We start from the raw sequence: 19,100 nt of genomic DNA on the forward strand, positions 1-19,100 counted from the left end.
AACACTCATAACTGAAAACTCCTAACTTGTATTGTGCTAGACCGAGCTGTATCTGAACTATCAAAGCCTCGCAGGCGCTTACCCGATCAACGTTGGCAAATTTATCCACAAAAACCAGAATTTGCCCAAAATCTGGCGGTTTTGACAAATATTTCCCCGATTGTCAGCCAGTTATTGATTAATCGGGGTATGGAAACACCAGAACAGGTACAAAGATTTTTAAATCCAGAGTCTTTAGTTTTGCCTTCGCCGTTAGAAGATTTCCCAGATTTGGCGATTAGTTTGGAGTTGTTGGAAAATGCGATCGCTTCTCAAACAAAAATTGCTATTTGTGGTGACTACGATGCTGATGGAATGACCAGCACTGCTCTACTTTTGCGTAGTCTCCGCACTTTGGGCGCACAAGTAGATTATGCTATTCCCAGCCGAATGCACGAAGGTTATGGTATTAATAAACGCATAGTTGAAGAATTTCACAGCGAAGGTGTGGGATTAATTCTGACTGTAGATAATGGTATCTCTGCGTTTGAACCAGTCGCCAGAGCTAGAGAACTTGGTCTTGCGGTGATTATCACCGATCATCACGATATACCCCAAAAATTACCGCCAGCTAACGCTATCCTCAACCCTAAATTGATAGCTGAATCCTCACCTTATCGGGGTGTTGCTGGTGTTGGTGTTGCCTACATCTTGGCAGTTTCTCTAGCACAACAGCTAGGGCAGACTAAAGGCTTGATCCAGCCAATGCTAGCATTGTTTACACTGGGAACGATCGCAGATTTAGCCCCCTTAACTGGCGTGAATCGCCGTTGGGTGAAACGCGGTTTACAGCATTTACCCAAATCCAATTTAGCTGGTGTACAGGCATTGATTCAGGTAGGCGGCGTTCAATCGAGGGGAGACGGGGAGCAGGGGAGCAGGGGAGCAGGGGGAGCAGGGGAAGTAGGGGAGAAAAAATTCAATATTCCTAACTCCTCACTCCTCACTCCTAACTCCTCAAATCCAAAATCGCTCAAGCCTGAAGATATCGGGTTTCGTCTGGGGCCGCGAATTAATGCTATTGGCCGGATTGGTAATCCCCAGACTGTGATTGAATTGCTGACTACAGATGATATGGGAGTGGCGCTGGAAAAAGCAATGCAGTGCGAACAAATCAACGCTTCTCGCCAGGAGATGTGTCAGCAAATTGAACAAGAAGCGATCGCTTATGTAGAGACAGAATTTGTTGCGTCTCTACAAAAAGACCGTGTATTAGTTGTTGTTCAACCCAATTGGCATCATGGCGTTATTGGGATTGTCGCCTCTCGTTTGGTGGAACGCTACGGTGTTCCTGTATTTATTGGAACTTATGAAGATGAGGGACATATACGCGGTTCTGCACGCTCAATTCCAGAGTTTCATGTGTTTGAAGCTTTGGAATATTGTCACGATTTACTAGGGAAATTTGGCGGACACAAAGCAGCCGGGGGATTCTCTCTACCAGCAGAAAATTTACAGGTGTTGCGATCGCGTTTGATTGAGTTTGCTAACCAGTGTCTTGAACCCCAGCATCTCAAACCTCTGCTGAAAATTGATGCCGAAGTCAACCTTAATCACATCAATCAACAGCTTTATCAACAGCTTAATGCTCTACATCCCTGCGGTATGGACAACCCCGATCCAGTTTTCTGGACACCTAATGTTCAAGTGGTTGAGCAAAAAATTGTTGGTAAAGGTCACATCAAACTGACCGTTGCCCAAACTATTGATAATCAGGAGTATAAAATCAAAGCGATCGCTTGGCGTTGGGGCGACTACTTCCGCTTACCATCGCGAGTGGATATCGCTTATAAACTGCGAGAAAATTACTTTAACGGTAACACTAGCATTGAGCTAGAGTTGATAGGAGTCAGACTGCCAATTCAGATTCAACAATTTTTTGCTTCGCCACCTATTCAGTCAAGCACCACCTTTGAGTACAACCAGCGACAATATACTTGTGGTTTCTATAAAAATGGTATTAAAGCAGAATTAAGAATTAGAAATTCTGAAGGCAAAGTCTTAGCCATGCAGCCAGGACATATAATTGGTTTGCTGGGCACTAATCGTCAAAACGCTAAAGAAGTTGATATTTCTCAACCACAGTATGACAATATTATCCAAGCTGCCCTTCAGGCGTTATCAGTACTGAGTGCTGAGTTATGAGTTATGAGTTATGAATTCTTAATTAACTTCTCACTCCTAACTCTTAACTGTTAACTCCTTAGTCAGCACTCAGCACTCTTATAGGTTGCCGTTGCGAAATGCCAGCACAAATATTACTGCTGGCCCAGCAATCACGATCAGCGCCACGGACAACAATTGGAAAATAACTTCCCAATTGATACTGGTAAAAGCGTTAAACAAGTCAGACACAGCGTCAAACATTTTTCCTTTTCTCCTGCCAATAGTCTTAAAAAATTCAATAACTTAAATTAGAAAACCCGAAATCGATCATATATGGCTATGGACTGTTAAATTTAATTTACTTAACAAAATTATAAGAAAAGATATAAAAACGTAAAATAGGGGGATTGGGATTAAGGGAGAGGTGACAGGAAATAATCTGTACCCTATTCCCTGTCCCCTATTCCCTTCTTCAATCCCTAATTAAAAATGTCAACTTGGCAATGTGTAAAGCAATGTGGAGCCTGTTGTAATCTCGATCCAGCAGAGCGTCCAGACTTGGAAGAGTACCTCTCTCCATCAGAACTAGAACTCTACCTCAGCATGGTAGGCGAAGGAGGATGGTGCGTTAATTTCGACCATACCACGCGAGAATGTCGCATTTACCCCAATCGTCCCCGCTTCTGCCGTGTGGAATCAGAAGTGTTTCAAGATATGTATGGGATTGAACCAGAAGAAGTCAACGATTTTGCTATTGACTGCTGTCGCCAGCAAATAGAAGGAGTTTATGGCGATCGCAGTTTAGAAATAATACGCTTCGACCAAGCTGTTGGCCTTTGACATCCAACCCTGCTTTTTTTGTGTGAGATTGCAATTTATGACAAAAATCTGAGAAAATGATAGAAATATGAAAACACCCTAGCAACCAAAACTACTGCTTGTGAAACTTGATTCTGCACCTTTGGAGATTTCTGACATATCTCACACTGAGATCGAGCTAGAACTGGAAGACAGCAATGATTTTAACTTAACTCCTGCGATCGCTCCCTTGGTTCGGCCTGTAATTGCTGATAGTCCTCAAAAGCAGCAATCAACGCTAGTAGTTTTTGGTACGACTTTTGTAACCATTTTTCTAGCAGAAATTGGAGATAAAACTCAGCTATCCACTTTGTTAATGAGCGCACAATCTCATTCGCCGTGGGCGGTATTTATCGGCTCGGCGGCAGCGCTAATAACTACCAGCTTATTAGGTGTACTTTTAGGTAGTTGGATAGCCAGCCGACTCAGCCCAAAAACTGTAGAAAAATCAGCTGGCGTGATGTTATTGGTAATTTCTCTAATGCTGTTTTGGGATGTATTCCAAGGTTAGTTACAAGTTAGGAGTTAGGAGTAGAGACGCGATTAATCGCGTCTGTACAAGAATTAGGAATTAGAAGTTAGTAGTTATTCTCCCTCATCTTCCCCATTCCCCATCAATTATATGGATTGGCATCTTTTAGGACTTAGCTTTATTACGGTTTTTTTATCAGAATTGGGTGACAAAAGTCAGCTAGCGGCGATCGCACTTTCAGGACGTTCTAATTCTCCACGTGCAGTGTTTTTTGGTGCAGCAGGCGCATTGCTGTTGACAAGTTTGTTGGGATCGTTAGCAGGGGGTGCAGTAGCCGAATTATTACCTACACGGGTTTTAAAAGCGATCGCGGCTGTAGGATTTGCCATTCTTGCTGCACGTCTGCTGTTATTTAACAATGAACCATCGGCAGATTCTGAACAAACACCTTGAAGAAGAATTCAGAATCCAGGAATCAGAATTAGTCTTTGTGGGCGATTGGAAGGCGCCAAGGTTTTAAACCAATCTCACTTAACCAGACTTGAATTCATACTGAATTCTGACCGGAGCTAACGGAAACGTCTCCGGCTTTGCTCCTGAGTTCTGAATTCTTTTTTACAAACGTTCCCAAGCAGTTCCTTTGTAGCCGTATTGAAAAATTTCTGGATGCAAAATTTCTGCCAAAATTTCTAGCGAATCTACCAGTCGCGGCCCTGGACGATTGAAATAAGAATTGCCATCGGTAATGTAGACTCTACCAGTTTCGGTAGCGTGTAGTTTTTCCCACTCTGGACGTTGAGTTAATAAATTGGCTTCTTTGCGAGTGCGGTTTAAATCAAAGCCACAAGGCATAAAAATAATTATATCGGGATTAGTTGTTACTAGTGTTTCCCAAGGCAAGATCGGAGAAGGCTGACCTGTAGCGCAAAATAAAGACTGTCCTCCTGCTAAGTTAACTAATTCAGGAATCCAATTAGCAGCGATCATCAAAGGATCGGTCCACTCGATACAAGCGACAGTAGGCAGTTCATCTAAAGAAAGTCCTTGGATTTTTTGCTGACAAATTTTGACGCGAGCTTCTAAATTTTCTAAGACTTTTACCGAGTCTACGCCAAAGGTGTTACTGATTCGTTCAATGTCAGCCCAAACATCCTGGAGAATATTGGGTTGTAAAGAAATAATCTGAGGTTTACTGTCAATGAGTGTAGCAACTGCCTTTTCAACATCGTGTAAGCTGACAGCACAAACGTCGCACTGGTCTTGAGTGAGAATGTGGGTAGGCTGCAATTGCTCTAAAACATCTGTTTTGATTTCATAAATACTCAGAGCAGATTGCAATAAATTGTTCACGTCGTCGTGAATTTGGCTGCTGGAGGCATCACTATTTAAACGTGCTTGGGTACAAATGGGACGATTGAGGATTTCTGGAGGATAATCGCATTCGTGCGATCGCCCCACAATAGCATTAACCAAACCTAGTGTCGCTAAAATCTCCGTTCCACCGGGAATTAGGGAAACAATTCTTACATCACTATCTGTCATCGCTTCACCTCCGCAAAAGCTGCCGTTACCTTAAGTTTGGCAGAATTTGAGCCATTAAGTATCTTTCTCTAGGAGAATCAAGGGTATTTTGCTAATCAGTACTCAGCAAGAAATTGTACTAGCGATTGGGTATTGAGAAAAGTCTTTAGCACTCCCCAGTTTTAAATAAAAAATACTATACTACTTATACTACTTGATAGTAAAATTACTTAATAATGAAATTACTAGAAATGCTAATTATCCCCTGGCAAAAATTATTGGTATGAAGTAACAGAAGTAATCAGCAAAATCTAGCTTATAACTAATTAGCCAGAATCATAAAATTTAGTTAGAAAAATTATACTTTCCGGTTATGAAAAACCATAGCAAGTAATTGTAGTTATACAAAGACAGTTCTACTTTTTCCGTAGAACTGCAAGTCCAAATTATTTCTTCTTGAGGGCAACTAATGCAGGTGGTGTCAGCTAGAAATATAACAGAGCACAACCAGGCCCAAGAGGCTTTACGAATCAGAGAAAATAGTCGGCGAAAACAAAGCCAGATGCTGGTGCAACTGGCAAGAAGCAAGACATTTCAGCAAGGTAATCTCAATGCGGTGTTGAGGGAAATTACAGAAACTGCTGCTCAGACGCTGTTAGTAGAGCGAGTTGGGGTATGGTTATATAATGAAGAACGTTCAAAAATTGAATGCATTGATTTGTATGATGTCAGGACTAAGAAGCATACCTTTGGTAACTCGCTTTTAAAAACAAATTTTCCTGCTTATTTCCAGGCTTTAGAAGAGGAGCGTACTATTGCCGCAGATGATGCTAGAAACGATCCCAGAACCCAAGAATTATCCGAGTCTTATCTTTCAGTTTTAGGCATCACATCTATACTAGACGCACCAATTTGGCTAGAGGGTCATTTGATAGGCGTAGTTTGTCACGAACACATAGGTGAAGGTCGCCAATGGACTTTAGAAGAAGAGAGTTTTGCTGGCTCAATTGCAGATTTTGTGACACTGGCTATAGAAGCGAGCGAGCGAAACGTCGTACAGGAAGCACTGCGACAGAGTGAGGCACAATTTCGGGCGATTTTTGAGCGTTCCTCTATCGGCATTGGCCTGATAGATATGAAAGGGCAGATAGTTGATACCAATCTGGCATTATGCCAGATTTTAGGATACAGCCGAGAAGAGTTATACGGCAAATGCTTTACAGATTACATTTCCATAGAAAAGGAGGATTTAAAACTTTACAAACAACTGATGTCAGGAATTCGCACAGACTTAAAGAGAACTTCAAGGGACGGTTTACAACCCTCCAGACATCAAAAACAGCTTGTTGAAAGACATCGTATTGAGATAGAAAGATGCTGCCAGCATCAAAATGGTAACTTACTTTGGACTCATATCTCTGTTTCTGTTATACCAGGCAGCAATAGTAAACCTGAGTTTTTTCTAGCGATGATTGAGGATATTACTGAACGTAAGCAAACAGAGTTGAAACTACGTGCCTCTCAAGAAGCAGCAGAAGCTGCCAATCGAGCAAAAACTGAATTTTTAGCAACCATGAGCCATGAGTTGCGGACACCTCTCAATGCGATTATGGGTTTGTCACAGTTACTGCAACAAGAAATAGTTGGCTCTCTGAATGAAAAGCAAAACGAATATATAAGTTGTATATATAGTAGTGGCGAACACCTGCTGGCAGTGATTAACGATATTCTTGACTTATCAAAGGTAGAAGCAGGCAAAGAGGAACTGTTACTATCATCTTTATCAGTGGCAGATATATGTAATTATGCCATCTGGACAGTGCGCGATCGCGCCTCAGAAAAGGGATTGCAACTCACACATGAAATTGACCAAGAAGCTGATATTTGCATTGCTGATGAGCGGCGCATCAAGCAAATGCTACTCAACCTGCTCACTAATGCTATTAAATTTACCCCAGCAGGCGAAGTATCGCTGGTAGTCAAAAAAGTGCCACAAGGGATAACGTTTACAGTCTCAGATACTGGCATTGGTATAGACTCAAGTCAATTTCAATTTTTATTTGAACCGTTTAAACAGCTTGACAGTCGGTTAAATCGTCAGTATGAAGGCACTGGTTTAGGTTTAGCTTTGACGCGGAAATTAGCGCGTTTACATGGTGGAGATGTTACCGTGACATCAACTTTAGGAAAGGGCAGTCAGTTCACTCTGTTTCTACCAAATCCAGAGCATCCGGAAAATGGGGAAGATGAGACAAATCATCTCGATGAGACAGAAGAGGAAGCAAATACCTCGTCCTCCTCTTCTTCAGGCATCTCCACAAATAAAACTATTTTGCTTGTAGAAGAAGAGGAAAACACAGCAACAGTATTGCAAGATTATCTCCACACAATTGGCTACCAAGTCAAGTGGATAGATAATGCTAACGACTTTTTGAAACAGATACAAAGCTTCCAACCAGATTTAGTTTTTTTTGATTTGCAGTTAGTAAAAGATGTTCATATCTGGAATTTGCTGAATATCCTTAGAAAAGAGCCTTATCGGGAACATTTACCGATTGTGATGATGACCTTTAGCGAACCTTTAGAGGAGGAAATCGCCATGCTACCAGGTAGTTTTGATGACTACCTGATCAAGCCAATTCGTATAGTCCAGCTAGAGTCAATTTTAATGAAATATTTTAGTTAATTGCTCATAAAATACATTTTTATTTGAACAATTAGTGAAAAAACACTATATAATTGTAATTAAAATGTGAAAATACTTTTCTCATTTTCACATCGCAAATACAGCTTATTCAAATATTTATCGTTCTAGAAAATCCAGTTTTTTGTATAAATATTTCATATATTATTGAGCATGAATTACGACTTCTGGAATATGTTGTTTAGCTATCACTAGGACATTTTCAATAATTTTCTTACCAATACTTTGCTCTCTAATTGTCGATAAAACAGCTAATCTTTCTGTTTTGGCAGTTTTATCATCTAAATATCTGATTCTAGCAGTACCTACAGCTTCCACATTAAAGAAGCAATTAGACGCTCGAATATTTCATCTTTGCCATCAAATTATCAAGCAGGATCTACCCTTATTCTTTTTGAAAAACTAATACCAATTCAATTAATGATTGCAACACATCCTTGGGTAAAGACGCGATTCATCGCGTCTCTACAAATGGTCTATTTGTCGCATTCTTTTTTGAAATTGGTATAATTTTCTAATTACTTAAATTGCCGGAAAATCTTTAAGTAATTCAGCAACTTTTATAACTAAATTACTCATTAAACTCTGTTTGATGTTACTACCTATTGTAGTTTAACGTGAGTTTGATGTACCTCTCCCTGCTTTGAACGAAAGTGCAAGCCTGTCCCTCTCGTAGTCGTCGGAGCTACGGTGTACACCGTAGCTTGGTAAGGGGGAGAACCGGATATTTCCCCCAATGCATCGGGGGAATTAAGGTTGGTAAATCCAGGATTGGGGGTTCATTACCAAGATGTGTGTACACCGTAGGAGTCGGAGAGGAGGGTTTTACGTAGTCAAATCAGGAACAGGTGTTTTGATTGTGCTAATTAGACGGACACGATATGAGCCGTAGATTTGACATTAGTTTAATCTGCTCCTTCAATTGGTGCAAAACCTTGACGTTGAATATTTTCTGTCACCGCGCGTGGTTCTAAAAATTGCAGTAAGTAGTCAGGACCGCCTGCTTTAGAACCTACTCCCGAAAGTTTAAATCCACCAAAAGGTTGCCGTCCAACGATCGCTCCGGTAATATTGCGGTTGATGTACAAATTCCCAACTTCAAACTCTGTCTGCGCCTGCTGAATGTGAGAAGGTGTTCGAGAATAAAGTCCGCCAGTTAAGGCGTAATTTGTACCGTTGGCGACTGCTAACGCTTCCTGAAAATCTTTCACCCGAATTACCGCCAGCACAGGGCCAAAAATTTCTTCCTGGGAAATTACCGCATTTGGCGATACTTCACTAAAGATGACTGGGCCGATAAAATATCCTTGTTCGGGTGCTGGTAATTCCAAAGCTACCTCTGCTGATTGACGACCTATTTCAATATACTTCTGGATGCGATCGCGGGCATTAGCATCAATCACCGGCCCAACTTGGGTACTCGGTAACTCTGCTTCCCCAATGTTCAAGGATTTTGTCGCTTCTACCAACCGTTGCACAAAGGTATCATAAATCGGTTCCAGCACAATCACCCTGGAAGCAGCAGAACATTTTTGGCCGCTGTAACCAAATGCCGACTGCACCACTCCGACAACAGCTTGGTCTAAATCAGCACTTTCATCGACAATAATGGCATTCTTGCCGCCCATTTCCGCAATCACTCGTTTCATGTGTTTCTGTCCGGGTTTCAATATTGCGGCTTCTGCGTAAATTCGACAGCCAACTTCCTGGGAACCCGTAAAAGCAATTACATGAGTATCTGGATGATTTACCAAATAAGCGCCAACTTGCGAACCCTTACCAGGTACGTATTGAAATACACCTTTGGGAAAACCAGCGTCTACCAAGATTTCTGTGAGTTTCGCTGCAATTACAGAAGATGTTTCCGCAGGTTTGAGGAGAGTGCAATTGCCCGAAACTAAAGCTGCAACAGTCATTCCACAAGCGATCGCTAGCGGGAAATTCCAAGGAGAAATCACGACAGCAATTCCTCGTGGCTGGTAGATATAACGATTTGTTTCGCCAGCTATGTCGTAATTCACACCTTCGTCTAACCGTTCAATCTCATCAGCGTAGTACCGACAAAAGTCTATCGCTTCCGAAACCTCTGCATCAGCTTCCTTAACTGGTTTCCCAACTTCCAAAACTATCCAAACTGAAAGTTCAGTGCGGCGGAGTTCCATCAAATCACCCGCTTTCCGCAAAATATCAGCGCGTTGTTTAGCTGGTGTTTTCTTCCATTTAGGAAACGCCGCTTTCGCAGCTTGCATCGCCTGTTCTGCTTGTTCAACGCTAATCAACCCAACTTTACCAATTATCTCACTGAACTTAGAAGGATTGAGAGAATCAACAAATTCCGGCGGATTAACATATTCGCCATTAATCAGTGGTAAATAAGTTTTACCCAACTGTTGACGAACGCTTTGGAAAGCTTGCGCCGCCTTCTTTCTCACCTCTTCCTCGGCGTAATCGGTATCAGCAGCACCAGAGAAATGAGAGTAAGGAGTTAGGAGTGAGGAGTTAGGAGTTAAAAAGTTGGTTTCTTCTTTGAGAATCGGCGGCGCTAATAACTCTTCAATCGGCCGATTTTCGAGATTTTGCCGTAAAAAAGAACTATTAGCGGTATTTTCCAACAATCGGCGAATTAAATACGCCATCCCCGGCAATAATTCACCGTAGGGACAGTAAACTCTGACTCGATAACCTTTATCAACCAACGCCTTGGCAACTTTATCACCCATACCGTAGAGGACTTGCAACTCAAAGCGACGGCGGGGGACATTTAAACTTTCAGCGATGGCAATAGCGCGAGAGTGCGATCGCACATTATGGCTACCAATGGCAGAATAGACATATTGATGATTTTCTAGCAATAATTGAGTGATGGTTTCAAAGTTAGCATCAGTTGCGGCTTTGTCGTTGTAAACTGGCTGTGGCCAATGCTTTTGGGCTGCTTTGATCGTTTCTTGATCCCAATATGCGCCTTTCACCAAGCGGATTGTTAGGGGATAACCGCGTTCTTTTAACCAGGAAATTATGTCTTTGGCATCTTGTTCGCTATCACGCAGATATGCTTGAATTGTCATGCCAATATCTGTGCGTTGCCGAAACTCCTCTTCTAGTAACAGTTTTTTCAGAATGCTGAGAGTTATGTCCTTATAAGCATACTGTTCCATATCAAAATGTACAGCTGCGCCTAATTCTTTAGCACGACGTAAGAGAATCCGAATGCGATCGCTAACTCGTTCCTCACTACCTTTAGCATCTAATGGGTCAAATTGGGAATAAAATGCCGTTAATTTCACAGAAACCTGAACTTTTGGGATCGGTTCGCCATCAGCCTCATCAATCGCCGGAATAACTGCCCAATTCTTCGATGCTTCCACCAATTGTTGCATTAATTCTAGATAGCGTTCTAGATAAGACTGCGCTTCCGCTTCGGTAATTACAGCTTCACCAAGTAAATCGATGGTGAAAGCCATTTTTTCTTTTCGCAGTCGTTCAACTGTTTTAATGACTTGTTTGATATTTTCCCCAGAAATATATTTATGGGCAAGTGTCTCAACTGCTGTCCCAACAGTTGTAGCAGCAACTTGTCCAGGCATCGAGTCGGGGTTAGCAAAGTTTAGCATTCCCTTCAAAGCTGCCGGCAATTCTACAGATTCATCGCCTAAATATTCTTGTAAATGTGAGGCAATTTCTGATTTACTGTGCAAAGCAGGTAGCGTATCTATAAAGCGAAATAGTTGCACCCGCAAGCCAGGGTTACTCATGGCCCAAGCTAGTAATTTATCATCCCAACGCATTTGATCCCGCAGGGAAGAAAAAAACGAACGATTTTCCTGCGTTGCGGCTAGAAGTTGTTTAGCAATTTCTTGAGTTTTGGCTTCGTAGGTGCTTGTTTGTACTTGTAATACCACTGATAATAACTCCGTTAATCAAGGCAAGGCTTTTTGTACAAAGCCTGTGTCTCTATTTTGACGCTTTCATCTAGCTGTCACCATTATCCGGAATTGGTAATTACTATAGCGTAAGGATTTCATTGATTTTGAATGATTTACTTATGTCGTGCGTTCTAGGGACTTGCAATTAAACTCGACTATGACAACGCACTTAACAATGCCCGCTTAAATTCAGCTGCACTCTTAAAGTGAATTTCTGGCTTATCAACCAACGCCAAATCAATCACCTGCGCTAGGGGTTGCATAATTGTTGCATCTCGTTGGCGAATTGGTATGGGATTATTCTGTAAAACTGCCAGAAAAGGATCGCCTGTGAAGTTGCGGGGGAAACAACCTGTTAGCATATTGTAGAGACAAGCCGCAACTGCCCAAATATCTACCTCCGGTTGGGCATATTTAAAGTTAAGCACCTGCTGTCGCGGCATGAAAACGGGAGTACCCGCTTGAGTTCCAGTCAAAGTTTGACCACTTAAACCAGCCAAGTCAAAGGCCTTAGATAAGCCGTAATCACCGATTTTAGCCACCAGCTTTCCGTCAATCTTAGTCAAGAAGATATTACTCGGTTTGAGGTCGCGGTGAACTATACCTTTACCTTTGCCAAACTTCCCATCAGCCAGTTTGACATAAGGAAGTTCAACATTGTGGGCATATTCTAAAGCGTCTAAAATTTGGAGAATAATCGGTACTGCAATATCAACAGACAATCGCCCACCCAGTTGTTGCATGAAATCCCATACAGTACCGCCCTCACAATATTCCATTGTCAAAAAGAAGATAATTTCCGAGAAGCCAGAATCCATTAGTTGCACTACATGAGGATGTTGTAATGCCTTAGTGTTTTCAGTCTCCCGGAGAAACATCTGCACAGCAAAGTCATTCGCCGCCACTGCTGGTAACATGACCTTTAAGGCTATGAACTTGCCAGACTGATTATGCTTTGCTAAATAAACTTCTCCGAATTCACTCGTGCTGAGAAGTTTGACAATATTATAACCGCTAATTGCTTTGAGGTTGCGATCGCCACTCTCAGCCAATTTCAGAAAGTATCTGATGATGTCTAAGCAATAAACTTGTTGTACTGGGTTATTTTTGACAGTAACATCGTCAGGGATGAAGGTTGGTAGATTTACTTCATCTGGATGTATTTCTATACTAACTTTAAAGACAGTGTGACCTAAGTTAATTTCGTCGCCTGTTCGTAAATCATACTCTGGAAAGTGGCATTTTACAGCTTCTTCAGCCGTTTGATTTCGTTGGCGTTGTCCAATATTTTTACCGTTAATGTAAGTGCCATTTTTACTACCAAAGTCCCGCACCCGAATATCAGGAGGATTAATATCCAGTAAACAGTGATAGCGGGAGATGCCCCGATGATTCCGATCATCTGGTAACTGAGGATTGCAATCTGAACTTCTACCGATTATGCAGCTACTGCGGCAATCAAAAATATATTGCTGTCCTAATAATTGTCCTTGAATAACGGTAAGGATGATTTTAGCTGGCATCTGAACAATAAAAAATTAATGCCCACAATCATAACTTACCTGTATCAGATATCACAGTAGTGAACCACTGATGTCCCGCAAAGTATCTGAGATTAAATCCGGTTGAATACTGATTACAAATCTTGATGAAAAAGAAAACACCTACAACCCCACATAAAACTTTTACCTGTCGCTGCTGGAAGTCTTCTTTACTTTGTTGAATATGATTGAGGGTTTTAATAACAACTAAATTTACCTGTATGCTGTTCTATGGCGCTATAGGTGACACCAAAGCCACCGCCACCAAGGACTTTTTGTATAATGAATCTTCCGTTGTCCAGATGTTGATTGGGCGTCCAAAGTTTCATTGATTTATAACTAGATTTATAACTTGTAAATATATTCGCGTGAACTCACTCTTAACCCTTTACTACAAGTAAGGGGAAGAAAATTTTTCCCCTCTTTCTCGTAGCCGAGTTAGAAGATGAGGTTCTACTTGAAGTCTTCTACTGCTGTTTTAACAGTATGTACTTATTTTTTCCAATACTCAGAATGGGTATACTGCCTCTATGCCTACAGAAAACTTTATGGATATTTTATTTTATAACTGGCAACACACACTCCAACCCTTTGGCGTTGACCAGGTAGCGGCTGAGAAAGCCTTTAATCTCTTGGTAGAAGCTTACTCTACCCCTGGTCGCTATTACCATACACTGAAACACATCGATCGCGTTCTCAGCACAATTGAGATTTTGCAAGGCTATGCCAACAACTTAGCTGCTGTTCAACTAGCTGCCTGGTTTCACGATGTAGTGTATGACACTGAAGCCAAAGATAACGAAGAACGAAGTGCAGACTATGCTTTTGAATTGCTGAATAATTTGGGTATTCCAGAAAGTATCATAATTACTGTCACCCGTCTGATTTTGAACACTAAAAACCACCAAGCTGCGGTAAATGACTATGATAGCCAAGTCCTAGTTGATGCAGATTTAGCCATTTTGGCTACTAACCCAGTTGATTATAAAGAATACGCCCATGCTATTCGTCAGGAATATGGCTGGGTAGCAGAGGCAGATTATATCACAGGTCGTCAGAAAATTTTAGAACGATTTTTACAGCGATCGCGTATTTATCTTACACCTTTAATGTCAGAGTTTGCCGAACCATCTGCTCGTGGCAATATCCAGGCAGAAATTCAATCTTTATCGCTTGGTTAGTTTGATAAAAATTTCAAGTCTTGGGAACCAGGACTCCCCATCAAAGCAGCGAATGTAAGACCAATAAAACAAGGAGTTCTGAAGGCTATCCCTGATGAATTGGCAGACCTAACACCATACCGCAAGCGCGGTTGGTGTCTGGTAATTTACCGTCTGCCACCACCACGATGAGGTACTTCAGGCACTTCAGTATTTTCTAGCTTTCTTTTTGGTGCAAACATTTCTTGATGTTGTTGCTGTTGAATTTTTTGCTGTGCAAATTTTACGCGGGTACGAACTCCCACATCGGCATCAGTATCAAGTATTTGCTGAAGTTGATTTGTAATCCGCGATGCTTGCTCTGGTAAAGTGACTGCTATGGCAATCGCTAGTGCCTCTAAACTCGTCACTGCTGCATAGCGCACTATCCACTCTGGATCTTGAGAAATTACTAATAGTGCCTCTAATACCTGAGTCTGAACAGATTCCACTTTCTCAGCAGGTAGTTGCTGCCAACGTAAAGTGCCTAATCCCCTAGCAGCTGCTCGCCGCACACTTAAGGAAAAATCGTTTTTTGCTGCCTCTAATAAGGTATCTAGCGCCCGAACATCGCCAATTCCCGCTAAGGCACGAATCGCCCAGGCTCTCGCACTGTAGTTGTAGTCATCAATTAGTTCCAATAGTGATGGTACTGCGACTTCGCCGATCGCAATTAGTCCATCTACTGCTGCCACTGCTGCCCCTGGATTGTTGTAGCCCAAAGCTGCAATCAGAGTGGGAACAGATTCCTCAATACCAGCTGCCGCTAACTCCTGAACTGCGTCTAATAAGCGATCCGAAGAGTCTGCTTCTTCCACAGCACGAATTAATATTTGGGCAAGGTCACTGTTATTCATAATAATTTGCCATCAGTCATTAGGGATCTGCCAATTGTAGCTTAAGCCCTCCGTAGTTGACATCAGACATAAACCCCCTAGCCCTTATTTCGCAATTATGTTAGGGGTTTACGTGCGATCGACACTTGATTTAAACGTATTAATAACAACTAATGCCTGGGAAATTATAACTACAAAAGCGAGTCCATCAAATTTATCACTTTAATCGCACCATCTGACAAAGTGCTTGTTGCTGTGTGCTTAACTTGATGTTCTAGTAATCCTTTAAGAGAAATTAGCTTCAGGCTATTTTCAGCAAGAGTTTCGGCGATCGCATCTGCTGCGGGTAAATATCCAATCGCTCCCAAATCTGCTAACACTGCTCGACGCAATTGCAATTTATCTCCTGCCAGAGCTTTAACTAACCGTTCTCCATAAACTGGTTCTTGGGTTAATTGATACATGGCTCGTGCGGCAGCATACTGCACCAATTCGATTGGATGCTCTAAAAATGGTTTTACCAAGGCGATGTACTCAGTCGCCCTCAATGTTCCCAAGGCTTCTAAAATGGCTTCGTAGGGTTGAGATAAATCAGGCTGCGATCTCAGTTGCTCTTTCTGCAAACCTACTTGTAATAACTCAATCAAAGCGGGGATGCAAACCGGATCGCCCAGCATTTCTAAGGATTGTGCCGCTGCTTCCCTGACATAAAAATCTGAGCAATTTAAACACCCAATTAAAGGCGAGACTGCCTGGCGATCGCCTAGTTTCCCTAAAGCCCTAGCTGCGTTACGTCGCAGAGGATATCCGCCTTCTGGTGTTCTGTCGGCTTCATCCTCTAGCGCTTTAATCAATCCTCTAACCGCAGGTGCTTCACAGATTTGAAACCTACCCAACCACCAGGCAGCATAAAAGCGCAGACCTAAATCTGCACTCTCAAGATTAGCGATCGCTTGCTCTACTGTTAAAGATTCACCATCGCCAGAGTTACCTGTCGGTGATAAATCTTCAAATTTTTGCGGACTAGAATTCATTATGAAGAAGGAGGATCGCTTTGTTCGCTATTTGTTTTAGCTTCAGCGTTCAATGGCTGAATGCTGACTATTTTGCCACCCAAGCGAGTAATCCGCTGCATTTCTTGATTCATCCGGTTCTCTGGTACTGTGAAAAACACAGTAGCACTAGAACGAATCGGATAGTTGGTTTTTTCAGTTTCTTCGCTTTGGCGCAAACCCACCACTTCATACCGAAAGTAGCGACTACTCGTACTACTAATTGCTCCAACCATAAAATTAATTTCCAATTTTAGATCGTCATTAGTCCTTTGTCCTTAATAATGACTATTGACTAATGACTATTGACTATTGATACTAAAGGGGTTTCACACTAGCTATTTTACCACCTTGTTTTACCACTCTCTGGAAGTAACTAGATAGTTCTTCATAAGGTATAACCACCGCTTGATTGACGCGGCGTGTGCTGGGATACCCAGCTCCAAAAACACCTGCTACTTCAATACGGTAAAGTCTGCCTTCTTTACCAAAAGTTCCCGCACCACCAAAAGTGCTGCTGGGGGTAACGCCTTTTTCAGAAGCAACGTATGAAAAGCCTGAGGAAGCACCAGAGGGAGGAACAACGACGGATGCACTATTGCGACCTAATTCGCTAGCAAGGCGGGTGTCTTTGCCTTTGAGTTGGGAGGTATCGCTACTGGCATAGCCGCGATAAAGTTGAAATATTCGGGTAAATCCGACAGTTTTTTGTCCTGTTTGGGTTTCAAAGCCGCGATAGTAAGGCACTATATTTTCACCAAAGTTAGATTGATACTCTGGCGAATCGATATAAGAATCGATGTCGGCTTCATATCCCTTGGTTTGATACAAGTCCAAGTGATAGACGACATCAGACTCATCATAAGGGGCACGACCCAACAAATGTTTGTAGTTCAGTTCGATGACGCGAGTTTGAAAGTTGTCGTAGAAAAACTTGGTTTTGTACAGTTCCGATTTAGCTAGTTGACGTACAAATTCTTGCACTGTAATTTTGCCATCGCGGAGGATAGATTCAGCACTTGTCAGGCGGTCAGATGCCAATATGTAGTTGTTGCCCAAAACTTGACGATAGACGGCAGCAATTACTCTTTCAATGTCTTCTTTGGTTGCATTCGGACGCAATTCTACAGGAGACTGATCGCTAAAAGGTTCTGTTCCCAGACGAGAAGCTGCTGTTGTAACGGCCATTGGTAATTTTCCTTTTGTAATTAATAGTTGGAAAAATTAGGAGTTAGGAGTTAAGAGTTAGAAGTTAAGGTAGAGATATAGTTAGGAGTTTAAAACTCATAACTTCTAACTCCTCACTCTTGACTCCTCACTCCTCACTCCTAACTCCTCACTTAATTCCCGATTCCCTATTTATACGGCTGTAATGCTAATAACCTTACTGCCCTTGCGATTCAACTGCTGTAATTTACTAGAAAGTTGTTCGTAGGGTACGATCAATTCCGCAGTACCGCGCCGTACTACAGCTGAGTTTGGGGAAGCTGCTTGTAGTACTCTGATCCGGTATGTTTCGCCGCGATCGCCTCTAGAAAGACCTGCTAAGGCTCCAGCAGAGACTGGATAAATGGGTGAAGCTAGATTCTTAGCTACTTCCCAAGTGAGGCGTCCTTGTTTTTGTCCTTGAGCGCGATCGCTATTGGCATAACCCCGGTAAAGTTGGAACAGTCGGCTATAGCCAACATTTTTCTGTCCTACTTGACTTTTAAAGCCTCTGTAGTAGGGCACAATATTTTCGCCAAAACTCTCTTGATATTCTAATGAGTCAATGTAGGAATTAATCTCAGCTTCGTAACCTTGTGAGTTGTAAAGCTCAACATGGTACGAAATCTCTGACTCATCTTCTGGGGCACGCCCCAATAAATGCTTATAATTCAACTCGATAAACCGAGTTTGGGAGTTGGAGTAGAAAAACTTATCCCGATAGAGTTCTGATTGAGCAATGGCTAGCACAAATCCTCTTACGGTGATTTCACCTTGTTGCAATAGTGATTCTGCACTCTCTAGACGCTCTCCTTCTAGTAGATATGCATTACCCAAAACCTGACGGTAAGCCGTCCGGATAACCACTGCTACATCGGCTTCTGTTCTATCAGGGCGTAGTTCTACTGGTGCTGAATTCTCAAACGCTGCAATCCCTAATCTTGCTGCTTGTCCCAAAGCTGCCATCTTTAACCTCCTCAGTTTTAACTGCAAAACTGAAAACTTTTTAGAAAATTTTTTCTAGTTTTTTAACAGTCTTTTTGAAATTGACACTCACCTTACTTTCAATCAGGTGATTTTTAAGACATAGCTGCCTTAATATCCTGTTTCCACAGGTTCCCAGGCTCACCTTATCGGTTTGGCAGTCCCTCATGGGAGAGAAAAACCTTCAGATGTTCTCTGCTAGACACTGCGCGTAGCTTGCTTCCCTATAGAGGGCGCGGACTCGCTAACGTTGCACTAGCATCTTTCCTTCCCTACGGAACGCTCCGCGAACACGTAACGTCTCCTGGGAGAAGGTAGAAGATTGCGCTCGCTGCCTCACCACATTTGCCAAAAGGCGTAGTGATATCTCCTTACGTTATTTCGGGCGTATACTTTCCCCCAGTCCGAGGGTAGGTGTTTAAATCTTGTACTGACAAAAATATTGTGCCAATTGACAGTAGCTTAAAAGAGGCACTGGGTTGTGAACTTTCCCAAATTTGTAGCAAATACCGTGCTACGTCGGCAGCTTTCATCCCTGTTCTAAAGCAAAAAATACAGAACTACGTTCCTCTTTCTCCAAGGTTTTCAGCTAGCTTTTCTTAAAAAACTGCCCGGAGAGGTAAACAACTCATAGAACTCACTTGTCATAAGAGCTGATT

The 19,100-nt window shown here is 42.2% G+C and carries 17 protein-coding genes; 6 read left to right on the forward strand and 11 right to left on the reverse strand.

Annotation, left to right across the window (positions count from 1 at the left end; translation table 11 throughout):
• Window positions 1–33: 33 nt before the first annotated feature.
• Window positions 34–2,184: a single-stranded-DNA-specific exonuclease RecJ gene (locus NSTC731_RS16025; RefSeq protein ID WP_445631649.1), complete on the forward strand. Its 2,151-nt coding sequence runs from the start codon at window positions 34–36 to the stop codon at window positions 2,182–2,184.
• 78 nt (window positions 2,185–2,262) lie between these two features.
• On the opposite strand, the gene psb30 is transcribed toward NSTC731_RS16025, so the two are convergent.
• Window positions 2,263–2,406 carry a photosystem II reaction center protein Ycf12/Psb30 gene (psb30, locus tag NSTC731_RS16030; protein ID WP_069068686.1) on the reverse strand — a complete coding sequence of 48 codons (144 nt, stop codon included), beginning with the start codon at window positions 2,404–2,406 and terminating at the stop codon, window positions 2,263–2,265.
• Between the two features lie 228 nt (window positions 2,407–2,634).
• On the opposite strand from psb30, the gene NSTC731_RS16035 reads away from it, so the two are divergent.
• From NSTC731_RS16035 to NSTC731_RS16045, 3 genes are all read left to right on the forward strand, one after another.
• Entirely contained in the window at window positions 2,635–2,985 is a 351-nt protein-coding gene (locus NSTC731_RS16035; protein WP_445631650.1) for a YkgJ family cysteine cluster protein, read from the forward strand.
• 100 nt (window positions 2,986–3,085) lie between these two features.
• Entirely contained in the window at window positions 3,086–3,514 is a 429-nt protein-coding gene (locus NSTC731_RS16040; protein ID WP_445631651.1) for a TMEM165/GDT1 family protein, read from the forward strand.
• Between the two features lie 111 nt (window positions 3,515–3,625).
• On the forward strand, window positions 3,626–3,928 hold the full coding sequence (locus tag NSTC731_RS16045; protein ID WP_099100177.1) for a TMEM165/GDT1 family protein: 303 nt from the start codon (window positions 3,626–3,628) through the stop codon (window positions 3,926–3,928).
• Between the two features lie 162 nt (window positions 3,929–4,090).
• Here NSTC731_RS16045 and NSTC731_RS16050 read toward each other — a convergent pair whose 3' ends face one another.
• The gene (locus NSTC731_RS16050; RefSeq protein WP_445631652.1) at window positions 4,091–5,017 is read right to left on the reverse strand and encodes a cobalamin-binding protein; all 927 of its coding nucleotides are present in this window, start codon (window positions 5,015–5,017) and stop codon (window positions 4,091–4,093) included.
• Window positions 5,018–5,465: 448 nt separating this feature from the next.
• On the opposite strand from NSTC731_RS16050, the gene NSTC731_RS16055 reads away from it, so the two are divergent.
• Window positions 5,466–7,682, forward strand: a complete 2,217-nt coding sequence (locus NSTC731_RS16055) for a hybrid sensor histidine kinase/response regulator (protein WP_445631653.1) — start codon at window positions 5,466–5,468, stop codon at window positions 7,680–7,682.
• Between the two features lie 162 nt (window positions 7,683–7,844).
• On the opposite strand, the gene NSTC731_RS16060 is transcribed toward NSTC731_RS16055, so the two are convergent.
• The 4 genes from NSTC731_RS16060 to NSTC731_RS16075 all read right to left on the reverse strand — a co-directional run bounded on the left by NSTC731_RS16060 (window position 7,845) and on the right by NSTC731_RS16075 (window position 13,493).
• A complete protein-coding gene (locus tag NSTC731_RS16060) occupies window positions 7,845–8,018 on the reverse strand; it encodes a GNAT family N-acetyltransferase (RefSeq protein ID WP_445631654.1) in 174 nt (57 codons plus the stop codon).
• Window positions 8,019–8,605: 587 nt separating this feature from the next.
• A complete protein-coding gene (pruA, locus tag NSTC731_RS16065; protein ID WP_445631655.1) occupies window positions 8,606–11,599 on the reverse strand; it encodes an L-glutamate gamma-semialdehyde dehydrogenase in 2,994 nt (997 codons plus the stop codon).
• 179 nt (window positions 11,600–11,778) lie between these two features.
• The gene (locus NSTC731_RS16070; protein WP_445631656.1) at window positions 11,779–13,146 is read right to left on the reverse strand and encodes a protein kinase domain-containing protein; all 1,368 of its coding nucleotides are present in this window, start codon (window positions 13,144–13,146) and stop codon (window positions 11,779–11,781) included.
• A gap of 215 nt (window positions 13,147–13,361) precedes the next feature.
• The gene (locus NSTC731_RS16075) at window positions 13,362–13,493 is read right to left on the reverse strand and encodes a hypothetical protein (protein ID WP_445631657.1); all 132 of its coding nucleotides are present in this window, start codon (window positions 13,491–13,493) and stop codon (window positions 13,362–13,364) included.
• Window positions 13,494–13,694: 201 nt separating this feature from the next.
• Between NSTC731_RS16075 and NSTC731_RS16080 the strand changes: the two genes are divergently transcribed.
• On the forward strand, window positions 13,695–14,345 hold the full coding sequence (locus tag NSTC731_RS16080; protein ID WP_445631658.1) for an HD domain-containing protein: 651 nt from the start codon (window positions 13,695–13,697) through the stop codon (window positions 14,343–14,345).
• A gap of 146 nt (window positions 14,346–14,491) precedes the next feature.
• Here NSTC731_RS16080 and NSTC731_RS16085 read toward each other — a convergent pair whose 3' ends face one another.
• The 5 genes from NSTC731_RS16085 to NSTC731_RS16105 form a co-directional block, all read right to left on the reverse strand.
• Entirely contained in the window at window positions 14,492–15,220 is a 729-nt protein-coding gene (locus NSTC731_RS16085; protein WP_445631659.1) for a HEAT repeat domain-containing protein, read from the reverse strand.
• Window positions 15,221–15,390: 170 nt separating this feature from the next.
• On the reverse strand, window positions 15,391–16,233 hold the full coding sequence (locus NSTC731_RS16090; protein ID WP_445631660.1) for a HEAT repeat domain-containing protein: 843 nt from the start codon (window positions 16,231–16,233) through the stop codon (window positions 15,391–15,393).
• Window positions 16,233–16,487, reverse strand: coding sequence for a phycobilisome linker polypeptide (locus NSTC731_RS16095; RefSeq protein WP_322673574.1), 255 nt, complete (start codon window positions 16,485–16,487; stop codon window positions 16,233–16,235). Before NSTC731_RS16095 ends, NSTC731_RS16090 begins: the two co-directional genes overlap by 1 nt.
• A gap of 82 nt (window positions 16,488–16,569) precedes the next feature.
• Window positions 16,570–17,439, reverse strand: a complete 870-nt coding sequence (locus NSTC731_RS16100) for a phycobilisome rod-core linker polypeptide (protein WP_445631661.1) — start codon at window positions 17,437–17,439, stop codon at window positions 16,570–16,572.
• A 171-nt stretch (window positions 17,440–17,610) separates the two neighbouring features.
• Window positions 17,611–18,423, reverse strand: coding sequence for a phycobilisome rod-core linker polypeptide (locus NSTC731_RS16105; protein ID WP_445631662.1), 813 nt, complete (start codon window positions 18,421–18,423; stop codon window positions 17,611–17,613).
• Window positions 18,424–19,100 lie beyond the last annotated feature (677 nt).

It is taken from the genome of Nostoc sp. DSM 114167, assembly GCF_052692655.1.